Raw genomic sequence first — 20,248 nt, 5'->3', positions numbered from 1 at the left:
TCCTACTCCTTACCGCCTGCCGGGTAGCGGACCTCGAAGGTCAGGACGCCCTGCTCGGAACGCCAGGGACCATGCGGCATGCCCGGCGGACGGCACGCGTACTCGCCCGCGGAGAACGTCCGGTTCAGCGTCAGGTCCACGAACGAGCCTTCGAGGATGTAGACCTCTTCCCAGAAGTCATGCCTCTGCACGCCCATCGGCGTCGAGTCCGCGCCCGGGGCGTAGCGGAGGATCCGGGTGGCCACGCCGCTCTCGGGGTCCCTGCTCAGGATCCGTTCGGTGATGAGCGGGTCGTCGCCGGGGCAGACCGTGAACTCGACGTCGGTCACGGGGAAGAACTCGTACTCGGGCTTGCTCACGCCGGCGCCTCCTCCTTCAGGTCCGCGACGGGCAGTCCGGGCGCGTCGTAGGACGCGAGGAACTCCTCGACCGTGCGCACCGGGGTGTCGTAGTCGAAGTTGCGGAACGCGTAGCCCTTCACGACGAACGGGGCGCCGGCGTAGAACAGCTCGTACTGCTGGTGCCGTCCGGCGAACTCGCTGCCCACCGCGTCCCACGCGAGTTTGAACAGCTTGACCCGGTCCACCGAGGAGACGCCGGGACTGCTGACGTAGCGTTCCATGTCCTCGCGGGTGCCGGCGTTGAGCAGTTCGTGGACGCTGGAGGGAACCTGGAGGACGCCCCCGCCGACCAGGTCGCGCACGATGCCGATGACCCGCGGGTGGATCTCGGACTGGAGGCCCATCGCGCCGTACAGCGACGCGGCGCCGGGGCGCCAGAGGCCCTGGGCGTCGGGCGCCGCGGTGTGCTCGGCGGCGAGCACACCGGACTCGACGACGGAGACGAGGCCGGCGAGTTCGCCGAGCTTCTCGACCACGCCGGGGAACCTGTCGACGCCGTTCACCGCCGCGACCTTGCGGGCGATGCCCGCGAGGAAGTTCAGCTTGGTGGCGAAGCGGATCTGCGCCTGCCAGTTGCCGAGCACGTGGGCGGCGGTGTCGAAGAACTGCTTCCGCAGCCCCGGGACGTCCTTGTAGACGAAGACGTCCTTCCACGGGATGAACACGTCGTCGAAGACGAGCAGCGCGTCGCTCTCGTCGAAGCGCGAGCTGAGCGGGTAGTCGAACCCGCTGGTCGCGCCGGGCGCGTAGGGGCGGCGGCAGTAGAGGGCGAGGCCGGAGGCGTTCACCGGGACGGTGAAGCTGACCGCGAAGTCCTCGTCCTCGGGCTGGAGCGGCTTGATGCAGGAGACCAGGATCTCGTCGGCGACCGCGCCGCCGGTGGCGAGCATCTGGGCGCCGCGGACGACGATGCCGTCCACGCGCTCCTCCTTGACCCCGACCTGGATGAAGTCGCCCTCCCATGCGTGCGCGGTGGTGGCCCGGGAGACCTGCGGCGGGATGATCGCATAGGACACGTAGAGGTCGTTCTCGACGATCCGGCGGTGGTAGGCGAGGACGTTGCCGCGGAGCCCGCGTTCCTCGGCGAACGCCTCGGGATGGGCGGAGAACGCGGCGACGAAGGCCCCGACGTGGTCGGGGGAGCGGCCCACCCAGCCGTGGGTGTGGTCGGCCCAGACCTGGGCGGCGGCGCGGAAGGCCCGGAGGTCCTCCGGGCCGCGCGGGGGCAGGAAGAGCCGGTTGACCGGACGGCCGGACGCCTCGTCCACGACCTGCATGCCGTTCGCGGGGTCGGCGGCCAGGTCGAAGAGGCCGCCGATGGTGCGGGCGATCGGAGCGAACGCGGGGTGGCTCGCGACGTGTCCGACGGGGGCGCCGTCGACGATGACGCGGCGGCCGTCGTCGAGCGAGGCCAGATAGTCGGTGCTGGTGCGCATCATCCATTCCTTACAGTGACGGAGTAGGCCAGTTCTAGGGGGGCGCGGCCGGGGACCTGGAGGCGCATGCGCCAGTCCGTGCCGTAGCGGAAGCCGCCGTCCAGCAGCGGCATCGTGCCGCCGAAGAGCGCCAGGGCGGTGCCGCCGGCACCGCGCCGGTCCCACTCGGCGAGCACCTGGCCGGTCGGCAGCATCTGGGCGAGGGTGCCCTCCTGGTAGGGGGTGCCGTCCACCCAGCTGCGGGCGACGATGTCGTCCCAGGCGACCGCGGCCGGGTCGTCGCCGAGGTCGATCACGGTGGACGCGATGGGCTTGGGGCAGGCCGCCTTGGACAGGTGGACGTCCTGGCGCTCCAGCTCGCGATCGGTGTGGTCGGAGCCGACGGTGAGGTAGTGGCGGCCTCCGGCGCGCAGGAGGACCGGCTCGATCTCGCCCGAGGTCGACCTCCCGTCCACCGTGATCGAGGCGTCGGTGGTCAGCCGGTCGACGGCGATCTCGTAGAAGGCCGGGACGCCGTCCGGCTCGGGGACGCCGATCGCGGCGAGCTCCTCGATGTGGCGCCGGACGGCGTCCAGGTCACGGCCGGTGTATCCGGCCACGACGAGGTGGGACGGTGCGAAGGGTAGCTCGTCCCCCGCGTCGGTCCGCAGCCGGAGCCTGGTGGTCGCGGTGGTCACGCGTATCTCTCCTGCGTCGTCGGGACGGCGGGCCAGCGGCGATCCGCCAGCGCCGGGAACTCGGCGCGCACGCGCTCGGGCAGGTCGGGGTCGAGGTCGGCGAAGGTGAACCCCTCCTCGGTGCCGGCCTCGACCAGCACCTGTCCCCAGGGGTCGACGACGCGGCTCCGGCCGCCGAGGAGCACGCCGTGCTGCTCGCCGACGGCGTTGCACGCCACCAGGTACGCCTGCTGCTCCACCGCGCGCACGGTGGTGAACAGCCGCCAGTGCTCAAGGCGTCCGGCGGGCCACGCGGCGCAGACGGCCACCGACTCCGCGCCCTGGTCGACCAGGCTCCGGTAGAGCTCGGGAAACCGGAGGTCGTAGCAGGTGGTGATGCCCGTGGGCATGCCGGCGATTGGGTCGACGGACACGGAGGCGCCCGGGGTCAGGAGCTCCTGTTCGCGCGAGCCGTAACCGAAGACGTGCACCTTGCGGTACGTGCTCAGCACCGACCCGTCGGGGGCGATCACCACCGAGGTGTTGTGCAGCCGCCGGGCTTCGTCGACCTCCACGATGCTGCCCAGGTGCACATACAGGCCGAGGTCCGTCGCCCATGCGCGGGCCGCCGTGACCGTCGGGCCCGCCAGCGGCTCGGCCCGCGCGCCGTACTCGTCGAAGGCGAAATAGCCGACGTTCCACAGTTCGGGCAGCACCAGAAGGTCGGTCGCGCCCAAACCGCTTTCATGGCGGACGGCATCGCCGACCCGACGCAGCCGATCGGCCACGGATTCGTCATCGGGGCTGGCGACCTGGAGGAGCGCTACGCGCATCGACCCTTCCTTTCCGGGCGGTACCGATATCGGCCTCGGCCCACGTGAGCGGCTTACGCCGACGGGATTCCCGCGGCTTCCAGATGGGCGAGGAGTCGCTCGTTGAACCGCCGGCCGATCCGTTGCACCGCGTGCGGGCTCCCCTCGAACAGGACGCGCTCGGCCGGCAACGCCTCGGCCAGGGCGTCGGCGACGTCCTCGAAGCCGGGCGTCCCGCCGCCCGTGACCACGAGCTTGGGAAACGGGGCCCGCGCGAGCTCCTCCGCGGGGGCGCCCGTCTCCCACGGCCGTTCGGTCGTGAGGTTGCGGACGGCCTCCGCGAGCGGCGGCGGAAGCGGCGACGGCAGCCGCAGGTCGACGCCGAGCACCTTGAGGAAGCCGTCGGCGAAGGACGCGAGATCGGTGCCGTCGGCCGCGGCCCAGTGGTCGCGCAGTGCCGCGATGAGCCGGTCCGCCGCGGGCCGGCCGGCGCCGTTGGGCATCGCGGGCGGCTCGACCACCGTCAGCGACCAGACCTTCTTCGGCGCCAGCGCGGCGGCCCGCATGGCGACGACGCCGCCCATGGACGTCCCGACGAGGTGGGCGCCGTCGCCGAGCAGCTCGACGATCTCGCCCGCGTCGCGGTCGGGGTCGATGCGCTCCGTGCCCGGGCTGGGACTGTACCCCCGGCGGTAGGGGGCGATGATCTGGAACCGGTCCGCCAGGACCCGCTGCTCGCCGAAGGCGGCGGCGGCCGAGCTCAGGCTCCCGTGCACCATGACGACACGGGGGCCGGAGTCCCCCCACCGCTCCGCTGCGAGTTCGGTCACGAGAACGCTCCTCTCAGCGCCGCGAGGCCGCGTCGGCGGCCTGCGCCTCGGCTTCGGCCTTGGCCCGCGCGAAGGCGCCGTTGTCGATGTCGAGCCGGCGCGACTGGAACCTCCAGCCCTCGGGGGTGCGCACCGCGATGTCGGTGTAGATGCCCGTCGCCATGACGAACGGGGGCTTCTCGACCTGGAGCTTGGTGACCGCGCAGGTCGCGGTGGCGGTGTCGCCGTCCCCGTCGACGACGTAGTTCGTCATCAGGTGCCGGGCGCCGTCCTCCTTGCCCGCGGCGATGTGGCCGTTGATGAAGTCCCTGATCGCGTCGTGCCCGGTGAACGTGCCGTAGGTGGCGACGAACGAGCCGTCGGGGACCCAGGCCCCGACCCAGGCGTCGACGTCGTGGTCGTCGAGCGACCGCATCTGCGCGTTGGACAGCTCGATGATCGCCAGCTTGTCTTCAACAGGGAGAGCCATCGTGGAACGCTCCTGGTGCCGGGATGGACTGTGACGCGACGCACGCTACTGCAACTGGTACGTAGTATACAAGTACGTGATGCGCTACGCCTGATATGCTGAGTCGATGGCGAGGCTGAGCGGCATCGAGGCGGTCGAGCGTCCACCGACCCTGGGCAGGCGTGCCTATCTCCAGATACAGCAGGCGATCCGGGACGGTCTCATCACGCACGGGGAGCTGTACTCGGAGAACGAACTCGCCGAGTCCCTCGGCATGTCCAGGACTCCCGTGCGCGAAGCGCTGATCTCCCTCAACCGCGAGGGGATCATCGTCATCGAGTCCCAGCGCGGGTTCCGGCTCCGAGAGCTGTCGGAGGCCGAGCGGCAGGAGATCTTCGACCTGCGCGCCCTACTCGAAGGCTTCACCGCGAGCCGCCTGGCCCACAGCGCCACCGGCGAGGACGTGAGCCGTCTGCGCGAACTGATCGACGCGCAGGAGGCCCTCACCGCCACCGGCGACCAGTCCGAGTTCCTGTCGCTGGACGAGCGGTTCCACCTGTTGCAGACGCAGATCCTCGGCCTGCAACGCACCCACGCGACAATGGTCGGCCTGCGCGGCGCGATGTGGCTGATCGGCTACGAGGCACTGAGCCTTCCGCGCCGCCTGGAGGCGGTCGTCGCGGAGCACCGCGCCATCGTCGACGCCATCGAGCGCGGCGACGCCGAGGGCGCGGCGGAGGCGGCACGCGCCCACCTCGCGCGAACGGCCGGAGCCCTCAAACCGGTCGAATGACCTGATCCCGCGGCGCGCGGAGGGGCGGTCGAAAGGGCCGACCCTCCGCGTTTTCGCGTTCCCCCACTGCCCCGGTGCCGGAGCGGGTGCGGGCGGACGCGGCGGCGCTGAGCGATGGCTCCTCCGCGGCCGGAAGGGTGGCCGGGACCGGGGGCGTGGGGGCGTATGTGAGCAGCGGCACCTGGTCGCGACCGATTTCATAGTTTTCCTATAGTTATAGTTGGTATATGGTCATGGCGAAGTTCGTCCCAGAACGGGCGTTCTCTGGCCTGAGAGACGCGAGGAGTGCTCGTCCATGAGGGTGTTCCGCGCCGCCCGGACGTCGCCCGGTCGCGCCGTCGGGGTCGTCCTGCTCGGCCTGCTGCTGTTCCTTCTGCTGCTCTGGCCCCTGGTGATGCTCGGTGTTGGAACGTTTCGAACCAGCTCGCCGCTGGTGCCGGGCGGGTGGAGCGCCGACGCGCTGGGCCGGGTCGACGAGGAGGCCACCAGGAACGGCGCGCTGCGCAACTCGGCGATCCTCGCGGTGCTGTCCACCGTGCTCGGGGTGGCCCTGGCGGTCGTGCTGGCGTTCCTGTCGGAGCGGACCGACACCTGGCTGCGCCGGCTGATCCGGCCGATGGTGCTGGTCTCGGTGCTGATCTCACCCGCGTTCTACGCCATCGCCTACGACCTGCTCGCCAACAAGTACACCGGGACGCTCAACGTCGCCGCGCAGGACCTGCTCGGCACCGACGGGCACGTGGTGAACGTCGAGAGCTGGCCGGGCATCGTGTGCGTCTCCTCGCTGCACGCCTCGGCGTTCGTCTACCTGTACCTGGTTGGACCGTTCCGGGCGCTGGACCGCACCCACGAGGAGGCGTCCGCGGCCGCCGGTGCGGGACGGTGGCGGACCTTCTCGCGGATCAACCTGCCGCTGCTCACCCCGATCCTGTCCAGCGTCGTCCTGATCGGCCTGGTCAGCGGGCTGGAGTCGTTCGACGAGCCGCTGATCCTCGGCACCCCGGCCGATCTCGGGTTCCTGTCGCCGCGCATCTACGACCTGCTGACCGAGCACAACCCGCCCCGGTACGCCGACGCGAGCGCGATCGCGCTGGGCCTCGCCCTGGTCGTGGTGCTGCTGGCCGTGGTGCAGCACCGGGTGCTGGCACGCCGGTCCTACACCATCGTCACCGGCAAGTCGTACCGGACGGACGTCTGGCATCTGGGCCGGGCCCGCATCCTCGGCGGCGCGTTCGTCGCGGCCTACGGGGTGCTGGCCGTCCTGCTGCCGCTCGGGTCGGTGGTGTTCGCCTCGTTCCAGCCGTTCCCCGGCGTGGTCGGGGACCTGTCGACGAAGAACTACACGGCGCTGTTCAACAACCCGGAGATCCCCGGCGTCGTCCGGACCACGCTGCTGCTCGCGGTGCTCGGCGGGCTGGCCGCCGCGTCGCTGTCCTTCCTGCTGGCCGTGCTCGGCGCCCGCGCCGGACGGCGGAGCGGGGCGGTGCTGCGCGGTGTCACGCTGCTCCCGCTCGCCATGCCGGGCGTCATCGCCGCGATCGCCATGACCTGGGCGTACGCCACGGTCCCCGGCCTGCGGGAGCTGTACGGGACGGTCTGGCTGCTGATGATCGCCGTGGTGGTCGCCGTGCTGCCGGTGACCGTGCAGATCGCCTCCGGCGCGATCGCCCAGCTGCACCGCGAGCTGGAGGACGCCGCCCGGATCGCGGGCGCCACCGCCCTGCGCGCCCTGCTCACGGTCACCGTGCGGCTGCTGCTGCCCAGCCTGCTCTCCGGCTGGCTGCTGGCCGCCATCCTGATCACCGGCAACCTGGACGCCCCGCTGGTGCTGTCCGGGTCGGGCACGCGGACCGTCTCCGTGCAGACCTACCTGTTCTTCAACGACCAGAACCAGGGCCAGTCGGCGGCGCTGCTCACGCTCACCGTCGGCGCCGGCGTCCTGCTGGGCCTGGTGGCGGCGGCGGTCCGCGCGGTGGCCCGGCGCGCCGCGTCCCGCAGGAACGTCCCCCTGGTGGAGCCGGGTCTCGTCGCGCCCGAGCAGCCCCTCCCCACAGGAGTCTCCGCATGAGCGAGGTCCGCTTCACCGGCGTCCGCAAGTCCTACGGCGCGGCCGTCGTCGTCCCCGACTTCTCGCTGGACATCGCCGAGGGGGAGTTCGTCACCCTGCTCGGCCCCAGCGGCTGCGGCAAGACCACGATCCTGCGCTGCCTCGCCGGGCTGGAGCATCCCGACGGCGGCGTGATCAGCCTCGCGGGCGAGACCGTCTCCGACCCGGGACGCGGCGTCCGCGTCCCGCCGAACCGGCGCAACCTCGGCCTCGTGTTCCAGAGCTACGCGCTCTGGCCGCACCTGACCGTGTTCGGCAACGTCGCCTACCCGCTGAAGGTCCGCAGGACGCCGAAGGCGCAGATCAGGGCGAAGGTCGCGGACGCGCTCGCCCTCGTCGGGCTGGCCGGCACCGAGCGGCGGCAGGCGATGGCGCTGTCCGGCGGCCAGCAGCAGCGGGTCGCGCTGGCCCGCGCGATCGTGGCCGACCCGGCCGTCCTCCTGCTGGACGAGCCGCTGTCCAACCTGGACGCGCAGCGCCGCGCCCAGCTGCGCGCCGAACTGCGCCGCATCCACCGGGCGAGCCCGCGCACCACGCTGTACGTGACGCACGACCAGGTCGAGGCGCTCACCATGTCCGACCGGGTGGTCGTGATGGACGCCGGACGGATCCTCCAGACCGGCACGCCCGCCGAGGTGTTCCAGAGCCCGGAGACCGAGTTCGTGGCCCGGTTCCTCGGCTACGACAACCTGGTCGGCGGCACCGTCACCCGGACCGACGGCGACGCCGTCACCGTGCGCCCCACCGGATTCCCCGGCGAGCTGCACGTGTCCTCGGACCGCCAGGTGCGGGCCGGCGACAGCGTCACCGTCGCCTTCCGGGGCTCGGCCCTCAGCATCGCCGGCACGTCCGCGAACGGGCCGAACGCGCTGCGCGCACGGGTCGAGGACGCCGCCTACTCCGGCGACGCCGTGCACTACGCGCTGAGCCCGGACGGCGCGGACGGCCCGATCCGGCTGTCCGCCCACGTCCCCACGTCCGGGGCGGTGCCGCCCTCCGCCGTCGGCGACCCCGTCGATCTCCGCCTCGACCCCTCGGCTCTCGTCCTGCTCCGGGCCTGAACCGGATCTGACCGCGCCTGCACCGGGCCGCACAACCCTAAGGAAGACGAAGTGACCAGGATACGACGCAGGAAGCTGCTCGCCGGCGCGGCGATCGCACCGCTGATCGCCCTGCTCGCGGCCTGCGGCGGCTCCGACGCCGCCGGCGGCGGTGGCTCGGCCGGCCCCGCGAAGGCGGACGACCTCGCCGGGGTCGACGCGGCCGGCAAGGCCGAACTCGACCGGCTCTACAAGGCGGCCAAGTCGTCCGGGAAGACGACCGTCCACCTGTACTCGCCGTACGCGCCGTCCGACCCGAACGAGGCCCTCGGCAAGGTGTTCGCCACGTTCGCCGCCACCTACCCCGGCATCAAGGTCGACGCCCAACTGCTGTCCGGCGCGCAGCTGTTCGCCAAGGTGGACGGCGAGTTCGCCAGCGGCAAGCGCACCGCCGACGCGGTGCTCAGCGGCCCGAGCGACGTCGGCTACTTCCTCGGTCAAAAGCGCCTGGCCGCCTACGACCCGCCGACGGCGGCGAAGCTCGCCGCGGACTTCAAGGAGCCGGACCACCGCTACAACGTCCCGTTCCAGAGCCTGTTCGGCCTCGTCTACAACACCCGGCTGGTGCGCAAGGGCGAGGCGCCGACCACGCTCGCCGGCGTCCTCGACCCGAAGTGGAAGGGCAGGCTGACGTTCGGCCAGCCGAACGGGGTCAGCCCCACCGACTTCTCGCTGGCCACCCTGAAGACCAACGGCCTCCTCAACGAGGACCAGCTCAAGCAGCTCAACACGCTCGTCCCGGTGGAGAACCGGTACAAGAGCGTCGTCGACGCCGTGCAGGCCGTCGCGCAGGGCCGGTACGGCCTCACCATCTGGGGCCCCAGCCAGATCGCCGCCAACGCCAAGGAGCGGGGCGCGCCGATCGCCGTCGGCTCGCTCACCGACGCCTGGGTGCTCAACGGTCCCGGCTACGGCGTCCTCGAAGGCGCCCCCAACGCGGACGCGGCCAAGCTGCTGGAGACGTGGCTGTTCACCCCGACCGCCCAGAAGCAGATCGCGGAGTACTCCTACAACTACGGCACGATCCCGGGCTCGTCCGCCCCGCCCGGGTTCCCCGACCTGTCGGGCTACAAGCTCAAGTCCATCCCGGCCAAGGACTTCTCCGGGCTGCTGAAGCAGAACCAGCCGCGGTGGACCGCGATCTTCGGGGGGCCGAAGGCATGAGCGAGGTCAGCTTCACCACCGTCGTCGGCTCCGGCCTGGACATGTCCGGCGGTTCGGCGTTCGTGCCCGGCGACCGGCGGATCCGCGACTACCGGCAGGGCGAGATCGCCGAGACCGCCCGCGCGGTCGAGGACGCCGGGTTCGACCAGGCGCTGCTGGTGTACGAGAGCAACTGGCCGGACACCTTCCTCGTCGGCTCCGAGGTGCTGGCCGCCACCACCCGGCTGCGCACCCTGGTCGCGCACCGGCCCGGCTTCCACGCGCCCACCCTGGCCGCCCGCTCGCTGGCCACCCTGGACCGGTACTCCGGCGGACGGGCGGCGCTGCACGTCATCGCCGGCTCCACCGACTACGGCCAGCGGCGCGACGGCGACTTCCTGCCCAAGGCCGAGCGCTACGCCCGCGCCGAGGAGTACCTGGACCTGCTCAAACGCGAGCTGACCGCCACCGAGCCGTTCGACTACGAGGGTGAGCACTACCGGGTGCGGGACGCCTTCTCCGAGATCCGGCCGGTGCAGACCCCGCACCCGACGATCTTCTCCGGCGGGTCCTCGGCCGAGGCGCTGGAGCTGGCCGCCCGGCACACCGACGTGTACGCCACCTGGGGCGAGCCGCTGGCCGACACCGCCGCGCAGATCGCCCGGGTGCGCGAGTTGGCCGCCGCGCACGGCCGCGAGATCGGGTTCATGTCCAGCTTCCGGCCCATCCTCGGCGACACCGAGGAGGAGGCGTGGCGGCGGGCGGACGAACTGCGGGCGGCGGCCGAAGCCGACGGTCGCGCCAAGGCCAAGCGAACGCAGCAGCCCGAGAACGAGGGCTCCCGCCGCATCGTCGCGTTCTCCGAGCGGGCCGACCGGCACGACCGCGCCCTGTTCCTCGGCATCGCCCGCGCCACCGGCTCCCCGGTCAACCACTCCGCGCTGGTCGGCACCCCCGAGACCGTCGCCGAGGCCCTGGCGGACTACCACGAGCTGGGCGTCCACCACTTCCTGATCATGACCTACGGGACGCCCGCCCCCGAACTCGGCCGGGAACTGCTGCCGCTCACCCGGGAACGGATCGCTGCCCGGGCGTCCGCTCCGGCCGGCCGGAACTGAAAGGAGGCCGAGAGATGACGATCGAGTTCATCGGTCATGTGGACGACGGGCCGGCCCCTGGCGGCCGCGCCGCGCAGGAGGCCGAGGCCGCCGGGTTCGACCGGGTGATACTGACGTACGGGAGCTCCTCGCCGGACCCGTGGCTGGTCGCCGCCGAGGCCCTGCGCGCCACCACCCGGCTGAAGATCCTCATCGCGCACCGGCCCGGGGTCGTCGCCCCGACCGTGGCCGCCCGCAAGCTCGCCACCCTCGACCAGTTCTCCGGCGGCCGGACGTCCCTCCAGGTCATCGCCGGGTCCACCGACGATCGGCACCGTGACGGCGACTTCCTCCCCGAGGACGACCGGTACGCCCGCGCCCGCGAGTACCTGGACATCCTCGAACGCGAACTCACCGAACCCGAGCCGTTCGACTACGAGGGCGTGCACTACCAGGTCCGGGACGCCTTCTCCGAGATCCGCCCGGTGCAGACCCCGCTGATCTTCTCCGACGGCACGTCGCCCGAGGCCCTGGAACTGGCGGCCCGGTACTCCGACGTCCACGTGACCCCGGCCGAACCCCTCGCCGACTTCGCGAGGATCCGGCAGGCGGCCACGGAACACGGCCGCACCATCGAGTTCGCGATCGAACTCGACCCCGTCCTCGGCGACACCGAGGAGGAGGCGCGGGAACGCGCCAACGCGACAGGCCCCGACGTCGCCCCCGGGACCCTGCTGGTCGGCACGCCGCGAGCGGTCGCGGACACGATCACCGACTACCACCGGAAGACCGGCGCCACCCGGTTCGTGCTCGGCGCCCGCCACCACACCCACACCGAACTCGGCGAACGGCTGCTCCCGCTCGTCCGCGAACGGACCGCCGGGGGTTCCCGATGACGGTCCGGATCGGCGTCAACGGGCACGACCCGGTGCTGTACTTCCTGTCCACGCTCGGGCTGCTGGAGCCCGAACTGGACGTCGAATGGGTGCCGTACTCGCCCGGCCCCCGCGCGCCCTGGCTGCTGGGCGGCGACCTGGACTTCGTCGGCTGCGGCCAGACCCCCATGCTCCGCGCGCACGCCGACGACCTGCCCCTCGTCTACGTCGCCTCGTCCGCCAACCGGCCGCTGCAAGGGGCGCTGGTCGTCCGCGCCGACGGCCCGGTGCACACCCCCGCCGACCTGAAAGGCCGCCGGGTGGCCTTCCCCCCGCCCGCCTGGCCCGCCCAACTCGTCGCGGGCGCGCTCGACCAGGCCGGGCTGACGATCAGGGACGTCGAGACCGTCGAATCGGCAGGCGACGCCGACCTCGAACGGCTCCTCGCGGGCGAGATCGACGCCGCCACGATCCTCGGCCCCCGCCTCATCGAGGCGGATGAGACCGGCCGGGTGCGGCACCTCGTGCCCACCGACAGCGCGGTGTCCAACCGGCACCTGTTCGCCGCCACCAGGCGGTTCGCGGAGGAGAGCCGGGACACGCTGCGCACCGTCCTCACCGCGATGGAGCGGGCGAACCGCTGGGTGGTCGCCGACCACGCCCGCGCCGCCGAACGGCGCGCCGCCGAACGACGCTACGACGCGGCGAGTTGGGGCGGCTCCGCCCGCACCTGGGAGGCGATGCTCCGCCGCATGCCGTGGGGCCTGGCACCGATCGACAGCGCGTTCATCGACGAGCAGGACCGCCACGGCGCCCTGCTCGTCGCGGGCGGCCTCCTCGACCGGGCCGGCTCAGCCCGCGCCGCCTTCGTCCCGGACCTGATCTGGACCGTCCGCGAAGCCGTCCACCAAGCCCACCAACCCTGACCCGCGCCCACCAGGCAGGAAACGGACGCAACAATTCCTGATCGAAAACAGCGCCGACCACTGCGGTCGGCGCCGTTCCCATGGCCGCCCGGTGCGCTGCCGCATCGAGGCTGACCTCAGTTGTCCGTTTTCGCTAGCGACACTTGAGTCTGCGCTGAGCGCTGTATACATGGCGGCCATCCGGCCACCTGGATATGTAGGACCGGTAGGTGTAGGTGCTGCCCTTCTTGCAGCCCTTGGTCAAGGAGTAGCCTCCAGCGCCCCACCATTTCTTGTGGCGCAGGGTCTGCCATCCATACCAGCGTTTGCGCTGGAGGTTGCCCGTGTAGCTGCCCGACTTCGGGCAACCGCGCGTGGACCAGACACTGGCGGAGACTTCCCTGCCGGACAAGTACGGCGGGTTGGCCCCGAAGTGGCACGCGGCGGCCGGTGCGGTGGCTGTCCTTGCCGGCGTATCGGCCGATGCACTGGGCGTGATCGCGAGTGGAGCCACGGCCGCCACCGTGGCGACGGCATAGGAGATCGCCCTCTTGATGGCCATGCTTGTCCTTCCTGTCGGATGGACACAACGGTGACCATTGCTCGCCCCGATGGTCATCGTGGTAAACCTGTACTTTCGCTGCCGCGACATGCGGGTGATCACTTAAAGTTGGGTCCGAAAATGTTGAATCACCGAATACCGTCAGAGAAGTAGCAGAACTTATGGCCTGCCGTGGGCCACGCAGCCGGCCAAGAGCGCGGACATGGTCGGTTTGAGCGGCCGGAGCCTGGTCCGGCCGCGCGCGAGCTCTCCGGAACGCAGCCGCTGACTTCATCGCTGCGCGTCTGCCCATCCTGGAGCGGCTGGGCGAGCAGGGCGTCAACGCGTTCATCAGGATGGATCCGGAACAGCTGGCCGAGAACAAGCCCGCCTGGACGTTCGCCGCCAAAAGTGGCCCGTTGAGCTCCGGTGTCCGAACCGACGACCGCACTGTAGGTGAATGCCTCTCCCAAGCGCTGCCGAGTCTCCGCGAGTTCGGCATCGTCGTGCCGTCCTGATCCGGAGACCTACCAACTCCAGGTCAGGACGCCGCCCTCTGGGGGAACGGATAACATCCGCCTCGCCGACGTCCAGGCGCTAGTCCTCGCGGTGCCGCAAGGCTGCCATCCGCGTGGGCGGACGGGTGCGGGCCCGAGCGTCGCTCCGGAGCTTGCCGGCTCAGGAGGCGGAGCGGACCGGGTGGAGGCCGGGGCTGGCCGTCTGGGCCTTTGGGGCCGGGGGGCAGCGGCGAGGCTAGGGTGCCGCAGGCTCCGACCCTCGGGAGCTTCGCGACGTCATTAGGCGCGAAGCGGCCGCACGCGGCCAGGGCCTGCGGATCGAAAGCTCCAAGAGCAGCAGCGCAGCCCCGCAGAACGCTGGAGCCGGGAGAGCGGCGAGGGGCGTTGTTTTCGGGCGGTGCGGATCGGGGGCCGGTGGCTTCGCCGGGCGTCTGGTGTCCGATTCCTACAAGACCGGCGTCCCCTGCGTGAATACGTTGACCTGCATGAACCTACCTTTGGGCCAGGTCTTTCGACCTGGTGAGCCTGAATATGACGACGAGCGGCTGGGGCTCAACCGGGCGGTGGAGTCGTGTCCGGAATACGTGGTCGGCGCCGCGAGCGAACACGATGTGGTCGCCGCTGTGCGGATGGCGGTGGCGGAGGGACGGGCCGTCGGTGTGATGGCCACCGGGCACAGCCCGACGGTGGCGGCGGACGGCGCCGTGCTGATCAATACCGGGCGGATGAACGGTGTGGAGGTGAACCCGCAGGCCAGGACCGCCTGGGTGGAGGCGGGGACGCGGTGGCGGCAGGTCGTGGAGCGGGCCGGCGCACATGGCCTGGCCCCGCTCAACGGCTCCAGCCCGAATGTGGGCGCGGTGGGCTACACGACCGGCGGTGGCGCGGGCCTGCTCGGCCGCCGCTTCGGTTTTGCCGCCGACCACGTGCGGCGGCTGCGCATGGTCACCGCCGACGGCCGTCTACGCGAGGTCGGCCCCGACAGCGACCCTGACCTGTTCTGGGCGGTGCGCGGCGGCAAGGACAACTTCGGTGTCGTGGTCGGCATGGAGGTCGAGCTGTTCCCGGTGGCACGGCTGTATGGCGGCGGTCTCTACTTCCCCGCCGAAGCCACCGGCGACGTCCTGCACGCCTACACCGAATGGACCCGATCACTGCCCGAGCACATGGCCTCCTCGGTGCTGCTGGCGCAGAACCCGGACCTGCCCGCTGTGCCAGAGCCGCTGCGCGGCAGGTTCGTCACCCATGTACGGATCGCCTTCAGCGGTGCCGAAGGCGGAGAGGAACTGGTGCGGCCGCTGCGGGAGATCGGCCCCACCTTGATGGACACGGTGCGGGACATGCCCTACACCGAGGTCGGCACCATCCACCACGAGCCCACCGACGCCCCTTACGTGGCCTATGACCGAAACGTTTTCCTACACGACATCGACAAGGACGCGGCCGACACGCTCCTGGCCCACGCGGGGCCGGACGCGCAGCCCCCGTTCATCACCGAGCTGCGGCACTTCGGCGGCGCCTACGCCCGTCCACCCGAGGTCCCCAACTGCGTCGGCGGCCGGGACGCGACCTTCTGCCTGTTCACCGGTGCGACGCTCACCGACGCGACGCCAGCCCTGGAGTCGCGCGACCGGCTCCTGATGGACCTGCGCCCCTGGAGCACCGGCGGCACCAACATCAATTTCGCCGGCGTGGAGGACACCGCCCCCGACATCGTCCGCACCGCCTACCGGCCCGCCGACTACATCCGCCTGACCGAACTCAAGGCCGTCCACGACCCCGGCAACGTCTTTCGCATCAACTTCAACATCCCCCCGAAGGGGACGCCGGAATGACGGCGCGGCCGGATCCAGTTCAGCCCCGCTCCAACACGGTACGGGCCACGCCGGCGCCCTAGACGGCGACGCTGCCGACCCGAACGGCACCGCATTCGAACCTGCACACGATCACAATCACTTGGAGAAGTCTTGAGAGTCGGAATAGGGCTGCCCGCCGCCGTGCCGGACACGGACGCCACGGTCATCGGGAACTGGGCCGCGGAGAGCGAGGAGCGCGGCTTCGCCTCCCTGGGGGTGATCGACCGGCTGGTGTACGACAACCTGGACCCGCTGGTCGCGCTGGCCGCCGCGGCGGCCCGTACCGAACGCATCGAGCTGTTGACCACCGTCCTCAACGCCGGTTACCGCGCCAACCCCGTACTGCTGGCCAAGCAGATCGACTCGCTGGAGCGGCTGTGCGCCGGACGGCTGACCGTGGGCCTGGGCATGGGCGGCTGGCCCGAGGACTACGCCGCCAGCGGTGTGTCGATGACCGGGCGCGGCGCCGCGTTCGAGGCCGGTCTCGCGGCGATGCGCGCCGTGTGGCGCGGCGAGACGACCGGAGCCTCCGGCCAGGTCCCCGCCCTCCCCGAAGGCCGACCCGGACTGCTCCTGGCCGGCCTGGTCCCCGCCGGGTTCGCTCGCGCCGCCCGCCTGTCGGACGGCTGGGTGGCCCCGTCCTTCGGCCTGCAAACCCTCGAACAGGGCGTCGAGGCCGTCCACCGGGAATGGGCCAAGGCCGCACGACCCGGGCGGCCCCGCGTCATCGTCGAGCGCTACTTCTGCCTGGGACCCGGCGCGGCCGAGACCGCCGACGCCTACGTGGCGCACTACTACGGCCCCGACTACCTTCCTCACATCCAGCCCGACGTGCTGACCGACCCCGAGCGACTACGGCTGGAGATCGACCGCCTGACCGCGGCGGGCGCCGACGACCTGGTACTTCTGCCCTGCACGGGCGACCCCCGGCAGATCGGCCTGCTCGCCGATGCCCTCGACCAGACCTTCCGCACACCGGTCAAACAGGCGACACCCTGACCGCCAGGGAGCTTTGACTTGCAACGTTATAGAACGCCTTCCTCGATGATGAGGGCGTAACTCTCGCCGGTGCCGCCGAGGAGCGCACGGTCGCCTTAGACACGACGGCCGTATCGGTGCTGCTGGCCTGGCACAGGCACCGAGAGGAGGAGCGCCTCGCCGCCGGAGCGACGCCTGCCTCGACGAAGGCCGACACGGCTCCCGTTCCGCTGCCCCGCCGGATGTGATCTCGCTGGTGGCTCGACGCGAGAGGCGAGTCGAGCGCGCAGGCTAGCCACTTCCAGGACCCGGCCGGGAGCCCTGACCTCGGCTCGGTGGCACTGTCACGACGTCTCGTGCTCACCATGTCGATCCAGAGCCAGCATGGAACGCGACAGGGGTTTCGCCGGAGAACGCGATCTTCGGCGAAACCCCTGGTCAGGTGGCCGAGGATCGGGGATTTGAACCCCGGATGGGCGGTAAGCCCAAACCGCATTAGCCGCCCGCGGCGCTGCCTGAGGCGGCGCTGGCCGACACCCTCGCCGCGGTCGCCGCCAGCCGCCGCACCCTCGCGCTCGCTGGCGACCCCGGGGGTGGCTGCTGGAGGGGTCCCGCGTGGTCACGCAGCGCGGCGACGGCATGGGCGAGCGGCTCGCGCATGGCGGCGGCCTGCCGCAGCTCCCGACCGGCGATCTTGTAGCCGCCATGCTCGGCGGGATCCTGCTCGGCGCGCTTCCCTACCTCAGCTACGGCCTGCTGCCGCTTTACGCCGTGCCATTGACGGTGGTGGTGCTCGGCCGCCCGCGCCTCCCGATCCTGGTCGCGCTGACCCGCGGCCTGGTCGCGTCCTAGCCTTGCCCACCATCGGCGGGTTCTGGTGGTTCGACGGCGTCCGCGTCACACACACCACCTACCTGATCAGCCGCGGATCGGCGCAGCGGTCCTTCACCTACTACGCGTTCACAAACTTCGCTGTCCTGGGCCTGCTCACCGGCCCGCCATCGCCTATGCGCCCTCCAGGGCACTGCACACACTCCGACGAAGCTCAAAGCCCGCCGGGTTCGTCGACGGGCTCGAAGATCGGCTCAACTACGCGCACCCGAACCTCTCGGTCGCGGCGGCGTTGCTCGGCACCCTCGTACTGGACGTGTAAAGCCCTGGAGCTGATCGCCTCCCTTGGCGAGCAGATCGAGGCATAGGTGCCCGGCTCCGGTGAGTCTGTGATGCTCCTGGCTGGGACGGGGTCGTCGAACTGGGCAGGATGCGCTGCCGCGTCTGCTGGGACGCCATTCTCCGCCGATGCGTATTCAGCCCCCCGGGCCGTGGTTGCACGTTCCGGGTACTGGTGATTTCAAGGGTGGAGCTCTCCCCGGCTAGGACAAATCGCCCCCTTTCTATCCAATCGCGCCGTGCCCCGGCCTGCCGCTGACCTACCGGGTCGGCCTGGCAAAGACCGCGTCACGACCGGCGGCGCCCATGGCACGCCGACGCCGCGTCACAGTGGTGTCGGATCATCGCCCGGGGCACGGCGGTGGTGTAGCGCGCGGCCGAGCCGCAGGGCGTAGACGACGGCGCTGACGGCGAACAGGATGGCGGTGACCAGCCACCAGTGGCCGAGATAGTCCTGCTGGGTGCGTCCGGTGGCGTCGGTGTAGCTCGGACGCCCCCGCTGGATGATCACGGGGAGGAAGAGCAGCAACAACAGCCCGGCTCCCAGCGCCGGCAGCCTGACGTGGTTCACCGCCGATACGAGCGGCGGTGTCGGGGCGGGGGAGCGGTGCAGCGCCCGCAGGGCCCGGACCAGGGAACGATCGGCGAGGGCGTACAGGGGGAACGCCACGAGGTCGTGGCCGATGACGGCACCGGCGAACCAGACGAAGATCCACGGCCAGTGCGGAGCGGAGAGGGTTTGCGAGGTCGCGTACCCGGCCAGCGCGAAGCACACCGCCAAGGCGAGCAGGTGTAGCGGGGCGGCGCCGTAGAAGTTCTTGATCACCGCCAGCCTGTGCCGCATGTCAGCTATCCCGAAAGTCGATGGAGCGTACCCATTTGGTGTTGTGGACGCCCGGCAGCGCGGGCACGATGACGCGGGCGGGATAGCCGTGGTCCAAGGGCAGGTCGGTGCCGTTGACCTTCAGGGCCAGCAGCGCGTCGGGGGCGCGGATCTGGTTGGGCTGAAGCGTGGCCTGGTTGAAGGCCCCGCCGCGCTGGAGCGACCGGACGTGCGCCGAGGACGGGTGCCCGGCGCCGACCAGGGCGGCGAGGTCGCGCAGCCGTACACCGGTCCAGGTCTGCATGGTGGACCAGCCCTCGACGCAGGCGATGGGCAGCGCGGCGGTGTGCTGGGCCATGGCGAGCAGTTGCGGCCGCTCCAGCTGAACGGTGCGCGTGCCGCTGGTCAAGGTCAGGCGCCAGCCCGAGCCGATGTCGGCGGGCATGATCGCGGCTGCGGCCGCGGTCTGATTGATCGGGAAGTCCTCCGGTGTGTCCCGGTAGCCGCCCCGGGGAGCCAGCAGCGCCACCCGCCGGGCGGTACCGCCGATGCTCTGGCCCGCGACCATGACGGCGATCAGGGTGCTGCCGCCGCCCACCACGGCCAGCGCGCCGCGGCGGCTGAGGGTCGCCGGCGCCGGTTCGGCCGCTACCAGCCCGTCGGGGTCGGGGGGTTCGGGACGGGTGTCGGCGCGGGAGGTCCGGAGTTCCCGGCGGAGGGAGCGTGAGCGCAGCGCGCGGACGAGCTTCGGCAGTTTGATGGTGACGTGGGCGAGGAACGCGCCGGTGAACACCCATCCGCCGAAATAGTGGGCGGTGTAGAAGTCGAACGGGAACGCGTACCAGTACTGGATGTCCAGGACGCCGGTGACGATCTCGAACAGGATGCCGCCCACCAGCGACAACAGCGAGAGCCGTTCCAGGACCTGGGCGAGCGAACGAGCGGGCGGCCAAGCCCACAGCCTCGGTGCCACCGACCACAACTTGGCCAGTACGACCGGTATCAGGACCAGTCCCAGGCCGACGTGCAGACCCTGGTTCAGCCGGTACAACCAGATCGGCCGCGTGGGCCAGGTGAAGTACGGCAGGCGCAGCCAGCCGACATGGGCCGGGTAGGCCTGCCCGAACCACGGCGCATACGCCACGTAGGAGACCAGCCCTGTGACGATCACTACAGGGAGCGCCGCCAGCAGAACCGACCCGAACATCGAAGTCAGCCACGGCCCCCGCAACGGGCTGCGCCACGCCCGGGTCCGGCCGAACCCGGGCGGGCGCGCTCGCTCCAGGGCCCGCCAGAGCCTCGCCGGAAAGGCGGGTACGGCGGTCGCGCCGCCGCGACGCCGGTCACGTCCAGGCATGTGGCCAGGCGCCGATCACAGGGCCCACGAGGCCGTCGGGAGCGGTGTTCACGGCCCCGGCCCGGCACTACAGTCGATGCCAGTCACAAGCCCCCCTTTTCGTGGCCGCCAGGAGTGTCTGTCGTTCCCACGGCTATGGGGGTCCTAACTATCCTTAGCCTTTTGATAACGCCTGACCTGAATCAATGCCGCATAAGTGATATCTCGGTCGGGACGGCTCGTCGCCGGGCGGCCGTCGTCTCATTCGCGGGTCTGTGTGAAGGACCACCGAGAACGGAGACGACGGCCGTGCACCCCCTCTGGCAGCCGTTCGCCCAAGCGTCACGACCTGCGATAACAACTCGGCGAACGCGGACCTGGCCGGCCTGTCGGGCTTTCGCACCGAGCCGTATGCCTGTCTGC

19 protein-coding genes are annotated in these 20,248 nt (G+C 71.1%); 10 read left to right on the top strand and 9 right to left on the bottom strand.

What is annotated here, in order from left to right; genetic code table 11:
• Nucleotides 1-2 precede the first annotated feature (2 nt).
• From GNZ18_RS31330 to GNZ18_RS31305, 6 genes are read right to left on the bottom strand one after another with little or no spacing between them, the layout of a single operon-like run.
• Complete coding sequence (locus GNZ18_RS31330) at nt 3-359, bottom strand: cupin domain-containing protein (RefSeq protein ID WP_214615862.1); 357 nt, start codon at nt 357-359, stop codon at nt 3-5.
• Nucleotides 356-1,837 (bottom strand): 4-hydroxyphenylacetate 3-hydroxylase family protein, encoded by a 1,482-nt coding sequence (locus GNZ18_RS31325; protein ID WP_156220257.1) that lies wholly within the window; start codon nt 1,835-1,837, stop codon nt 356-358. Before GNZ18_RS31325 ends, GNZ18_RS31330 begins: the two co-directional genes overlap by 4 nt.
• Entirely contained in the window at nt 1,837-2,514 is a 678-nt protein-coding gene (locus GNZ18_RS31320; protein ID WP_214615864.1) for a DUF2848 family protein, read from the bottom strand. Before GNZ18_RS31320 ends, GNZ18_RS31325 begins: the two co-directional genes overlap by 1 nt.
• Nucleotides 2,511-3,326: a carbon-nitrogen family hydrolase gene (locus GNZ18_RS31315; RefSeq protein ID WP_156220256.1), complete on the bottom strand. Its 816-nt coding sequence runs from the start codon at nt 3,324-3,326 to the stop codon at nt 2,511-2,513. Before GNZ18_RS31315 ends, GNZ18_RS31320 begins: the two co-directional genes overlap by 4 nt.
• A 53-nt stretch (nt 3,327-3,379) precedes the next feature.
• The gene (locus tag GNZ18_RS31310) at nt 3,380-4,135 is read right to left on the bottom strand and encodes an alpha/beta fold hydrolase (protein ID WP_156220255.1); all 756 of its coding nucleotides are present in this window, start codon (nt 4,133-4,135) and stop codon (nt 3,380-3,382) included.
• Nucleotides 4,136-4,148: 13 nt separating this feature from the next.
• Complete coding sequence (locus GNZ18_RS31305; protein ID WP_156220254.1) at nt 4,149-4,604, bottom strand: nuclear transport factor 2 family protein; 456 nt, start codon at nt 4,602-4,604, stop codon at nt 4,149-4,151.
• A gap of 106 nt (nt 4,605-4,710) precedes the next feature.
• Here GNZ18_RS31305 and GNZ18_RS31300 point away from each other — a divergent pair, with 106 nt between their 5' ends.
• The 7 genes from GNZ18_RS31300 to GNZ18_RS31270 all read left to right on the top strand — a co-directional run bounded on the left by GNZ18_RS31300 (nt 4,711) and on the right by GNZ18_RS31270 (nt 12,624).
• Nucleotides 4,711-5,376, top strand: coding sequence for a GntR family transcriptional regulator (locus GNZ18_RS31300; protein ID WP_156220253.1), 666 nt, complete (start codon nt 4,711-4,713; stop codon nt 5,374-5,376).
• Between the two features lie 295 nt (nt 5,377-5,671).
• On the top strand, nt 5,672-7,444 hold the full coding sequence (locus GNZ18_RS31295) for an ABC transporter permease (protein WP_156220252.1): 1,773 nt from the start codon (nt 5,672-5,674) through the stop codon (nt 7,442-7,444).
• Complete coding sequence (locus tag GNZ18_RS31290) at nt 7,441-8,544, top strand: ABC transporter ATP-binding protein (RefSeq protein WP_156220251.1); 1,104 nt, start codon at nt 7,441-7,443, stop codon at nt 8,542-8,544. Before GNZ18_RS31295 ends, GNZ18_RS31290 begins: the two co-directional genes overlap by 4 nt.
• Before the next feature lie 51 nt (nt 8,545-8,595).
• Nucleotides 8,596-9,747: an ABC transporter substrate-binding protein gene (locus GNZ18_RS31285; protein ID WP_156220250.1), complete on the top strand. Its 1,152-nt coding sequence runs from the start codon at nt 8,596-8,598 to the stop codon at nt 9,745-9,747.
• Nucleotides 9,744-10,844 carry an LLM class flavin-dependent oxidoreductase gene (locus GNZ18_RS31280; protein WP_156220249.1) on the top strand — a complete coding sequence of 367 codons (1,101 nt, stop codon included), beginning with the start codon at nt 9,744-9,746 and terminating at the stop codon, nt 10,842-10,844. The genes GNZ18_RS31285 and GNZ18_RS31280 overlap by 4 nt, the downstream gene beginning before the upstream one ends.
• A gap of 14 nt (nt 10,845-10,858) precedes the next feature.
• Entirely contained in the window at nt 10,859-11,719 is an 861-nt protein-coding gene (locus tag GNZ18_RS31275; RefSeq protein WP_156220248.1) for an LLM class flavin-dependent oxidoreductase, read from the top strand.
• A complete protein-coding gene (locus GNZ18_RS31270) occupies nt 11,716-12,624 on the top strand; it encodes an ABC transporter substrate-binding protein (protein WP_156220247.1) in 909 nt (302 codons plus the stop codon). The genes GNZ18_RS31275 and GNZ18_RS31270 overlap by 4 nt, the downstream gene beginning before the upstream one ends.
• A gap of 133 nt (nt 12,625-12,757) precedes the next feature.
• Here GNZ18_RS31270 and GNZ18_RS31265 read toward each other — a convergent pair whose 3' ends face one another.
• Nucleotides 12,758-13,165, bottom strand: coding sequence for a hypothetical protein (locus GNZ18_RS31265; RefSeq protein WP_156220246.1), 408 nt, complete (start codon nt 13,163-13,165; stop codon nt 12,758-12,760).
• 982 nt (nt 13,166-14,147) lie between these two features.
• Here GNZ18_RS31265 and GNZ18_RS31260 point away from each other — a divergent pair.
• From GNZ18_RS31260 to GNZ18_RS31250, 3 genes are all read left to right on the top strand, one after another.
• Entirely contained in the window at nt 14,148-15,497 is a 1,350-nt protein-coding gene (locus tag GNZ18_RS31260) for an FAD-binding oxidoreductase (RefSeq protein ID WP_156220245.1), read from the top strand.
• Between the two features lie 132 nt (nt 15,498-15,629).
• The gene (locus tag GNZ18_RS31255) at nt 15,630-16,517 is read left to right on the top strand and encodes an LLM class flavin-dependent oxidoreductase (protein ID WP_156220244.1); all 888 of its coding nucleotides are present in this window, start codon (nt 15,630-15,632) and stop codon (nt 16,515-16,517) included.
• A gap of 594 nt (nt 16,518-17,111) precedes the next feature.
• Complete coding sequence (locus GNZ18_RS31250) at nt 17,112-17,348, top strand: hypothetical protein (RefSeq protein WP_156220243.1); 237 nt, start codon at nt 17,112-17,114, stop codon at nt 17,346-17,348.
• A 643-nt stretch (nt 17,349-17,991) separates the two neighbouring features.
• Here GNZ18_RS31250 and GNZ18_RS31245 read toward each other — a convergent pair.
• Both GNZ18_RS31245 and GNZ18_RS31240 read right to left on the bottom strand, forming a co-directional pair.
• Nucleotides 17,992-18,510, bottom strand: a complete 519-nt coding sequence (locus GNZ18_RS31245; RefSeq protein ID WP_156220242.1) for a hypothetical protein — start codon at nt 18,508-18,510, stop codon at nt 17,992-17,994.
• A gap of 1 nt (nt 18,511) precedes the next feature.
• The gene (locus tag GNZ18_RS31240; protein ID WP_214615878.1) at nt 18,512-19,696 is read right to left on the bottom strand and encodes a molybdopterin-dependent oxidoreductase; all 1,185 of its coding nucleotides are present in this window, start codon (nt 19,694-19,696) and stop codon (nt 18,512-18,514) included.
• Nucleotides 19,697-20,248: the final 552 nt, after the last annotated feature.

The sequence above is a fragment of the Actinomadura litoris genome, from assembly GCF_009733595.1.
Lineage (GTDB): Bacteria > Actinomycetota > Actinomycetes > Streptosporangiales > Streptosporangiaceae > Spirillospora > Spirillospora litoris.
The sequence above is the reverse complement of the archived record's forward strand: the minus strand, read 5'-3'. Positions and strand labels throughout refer to the sequence as shown.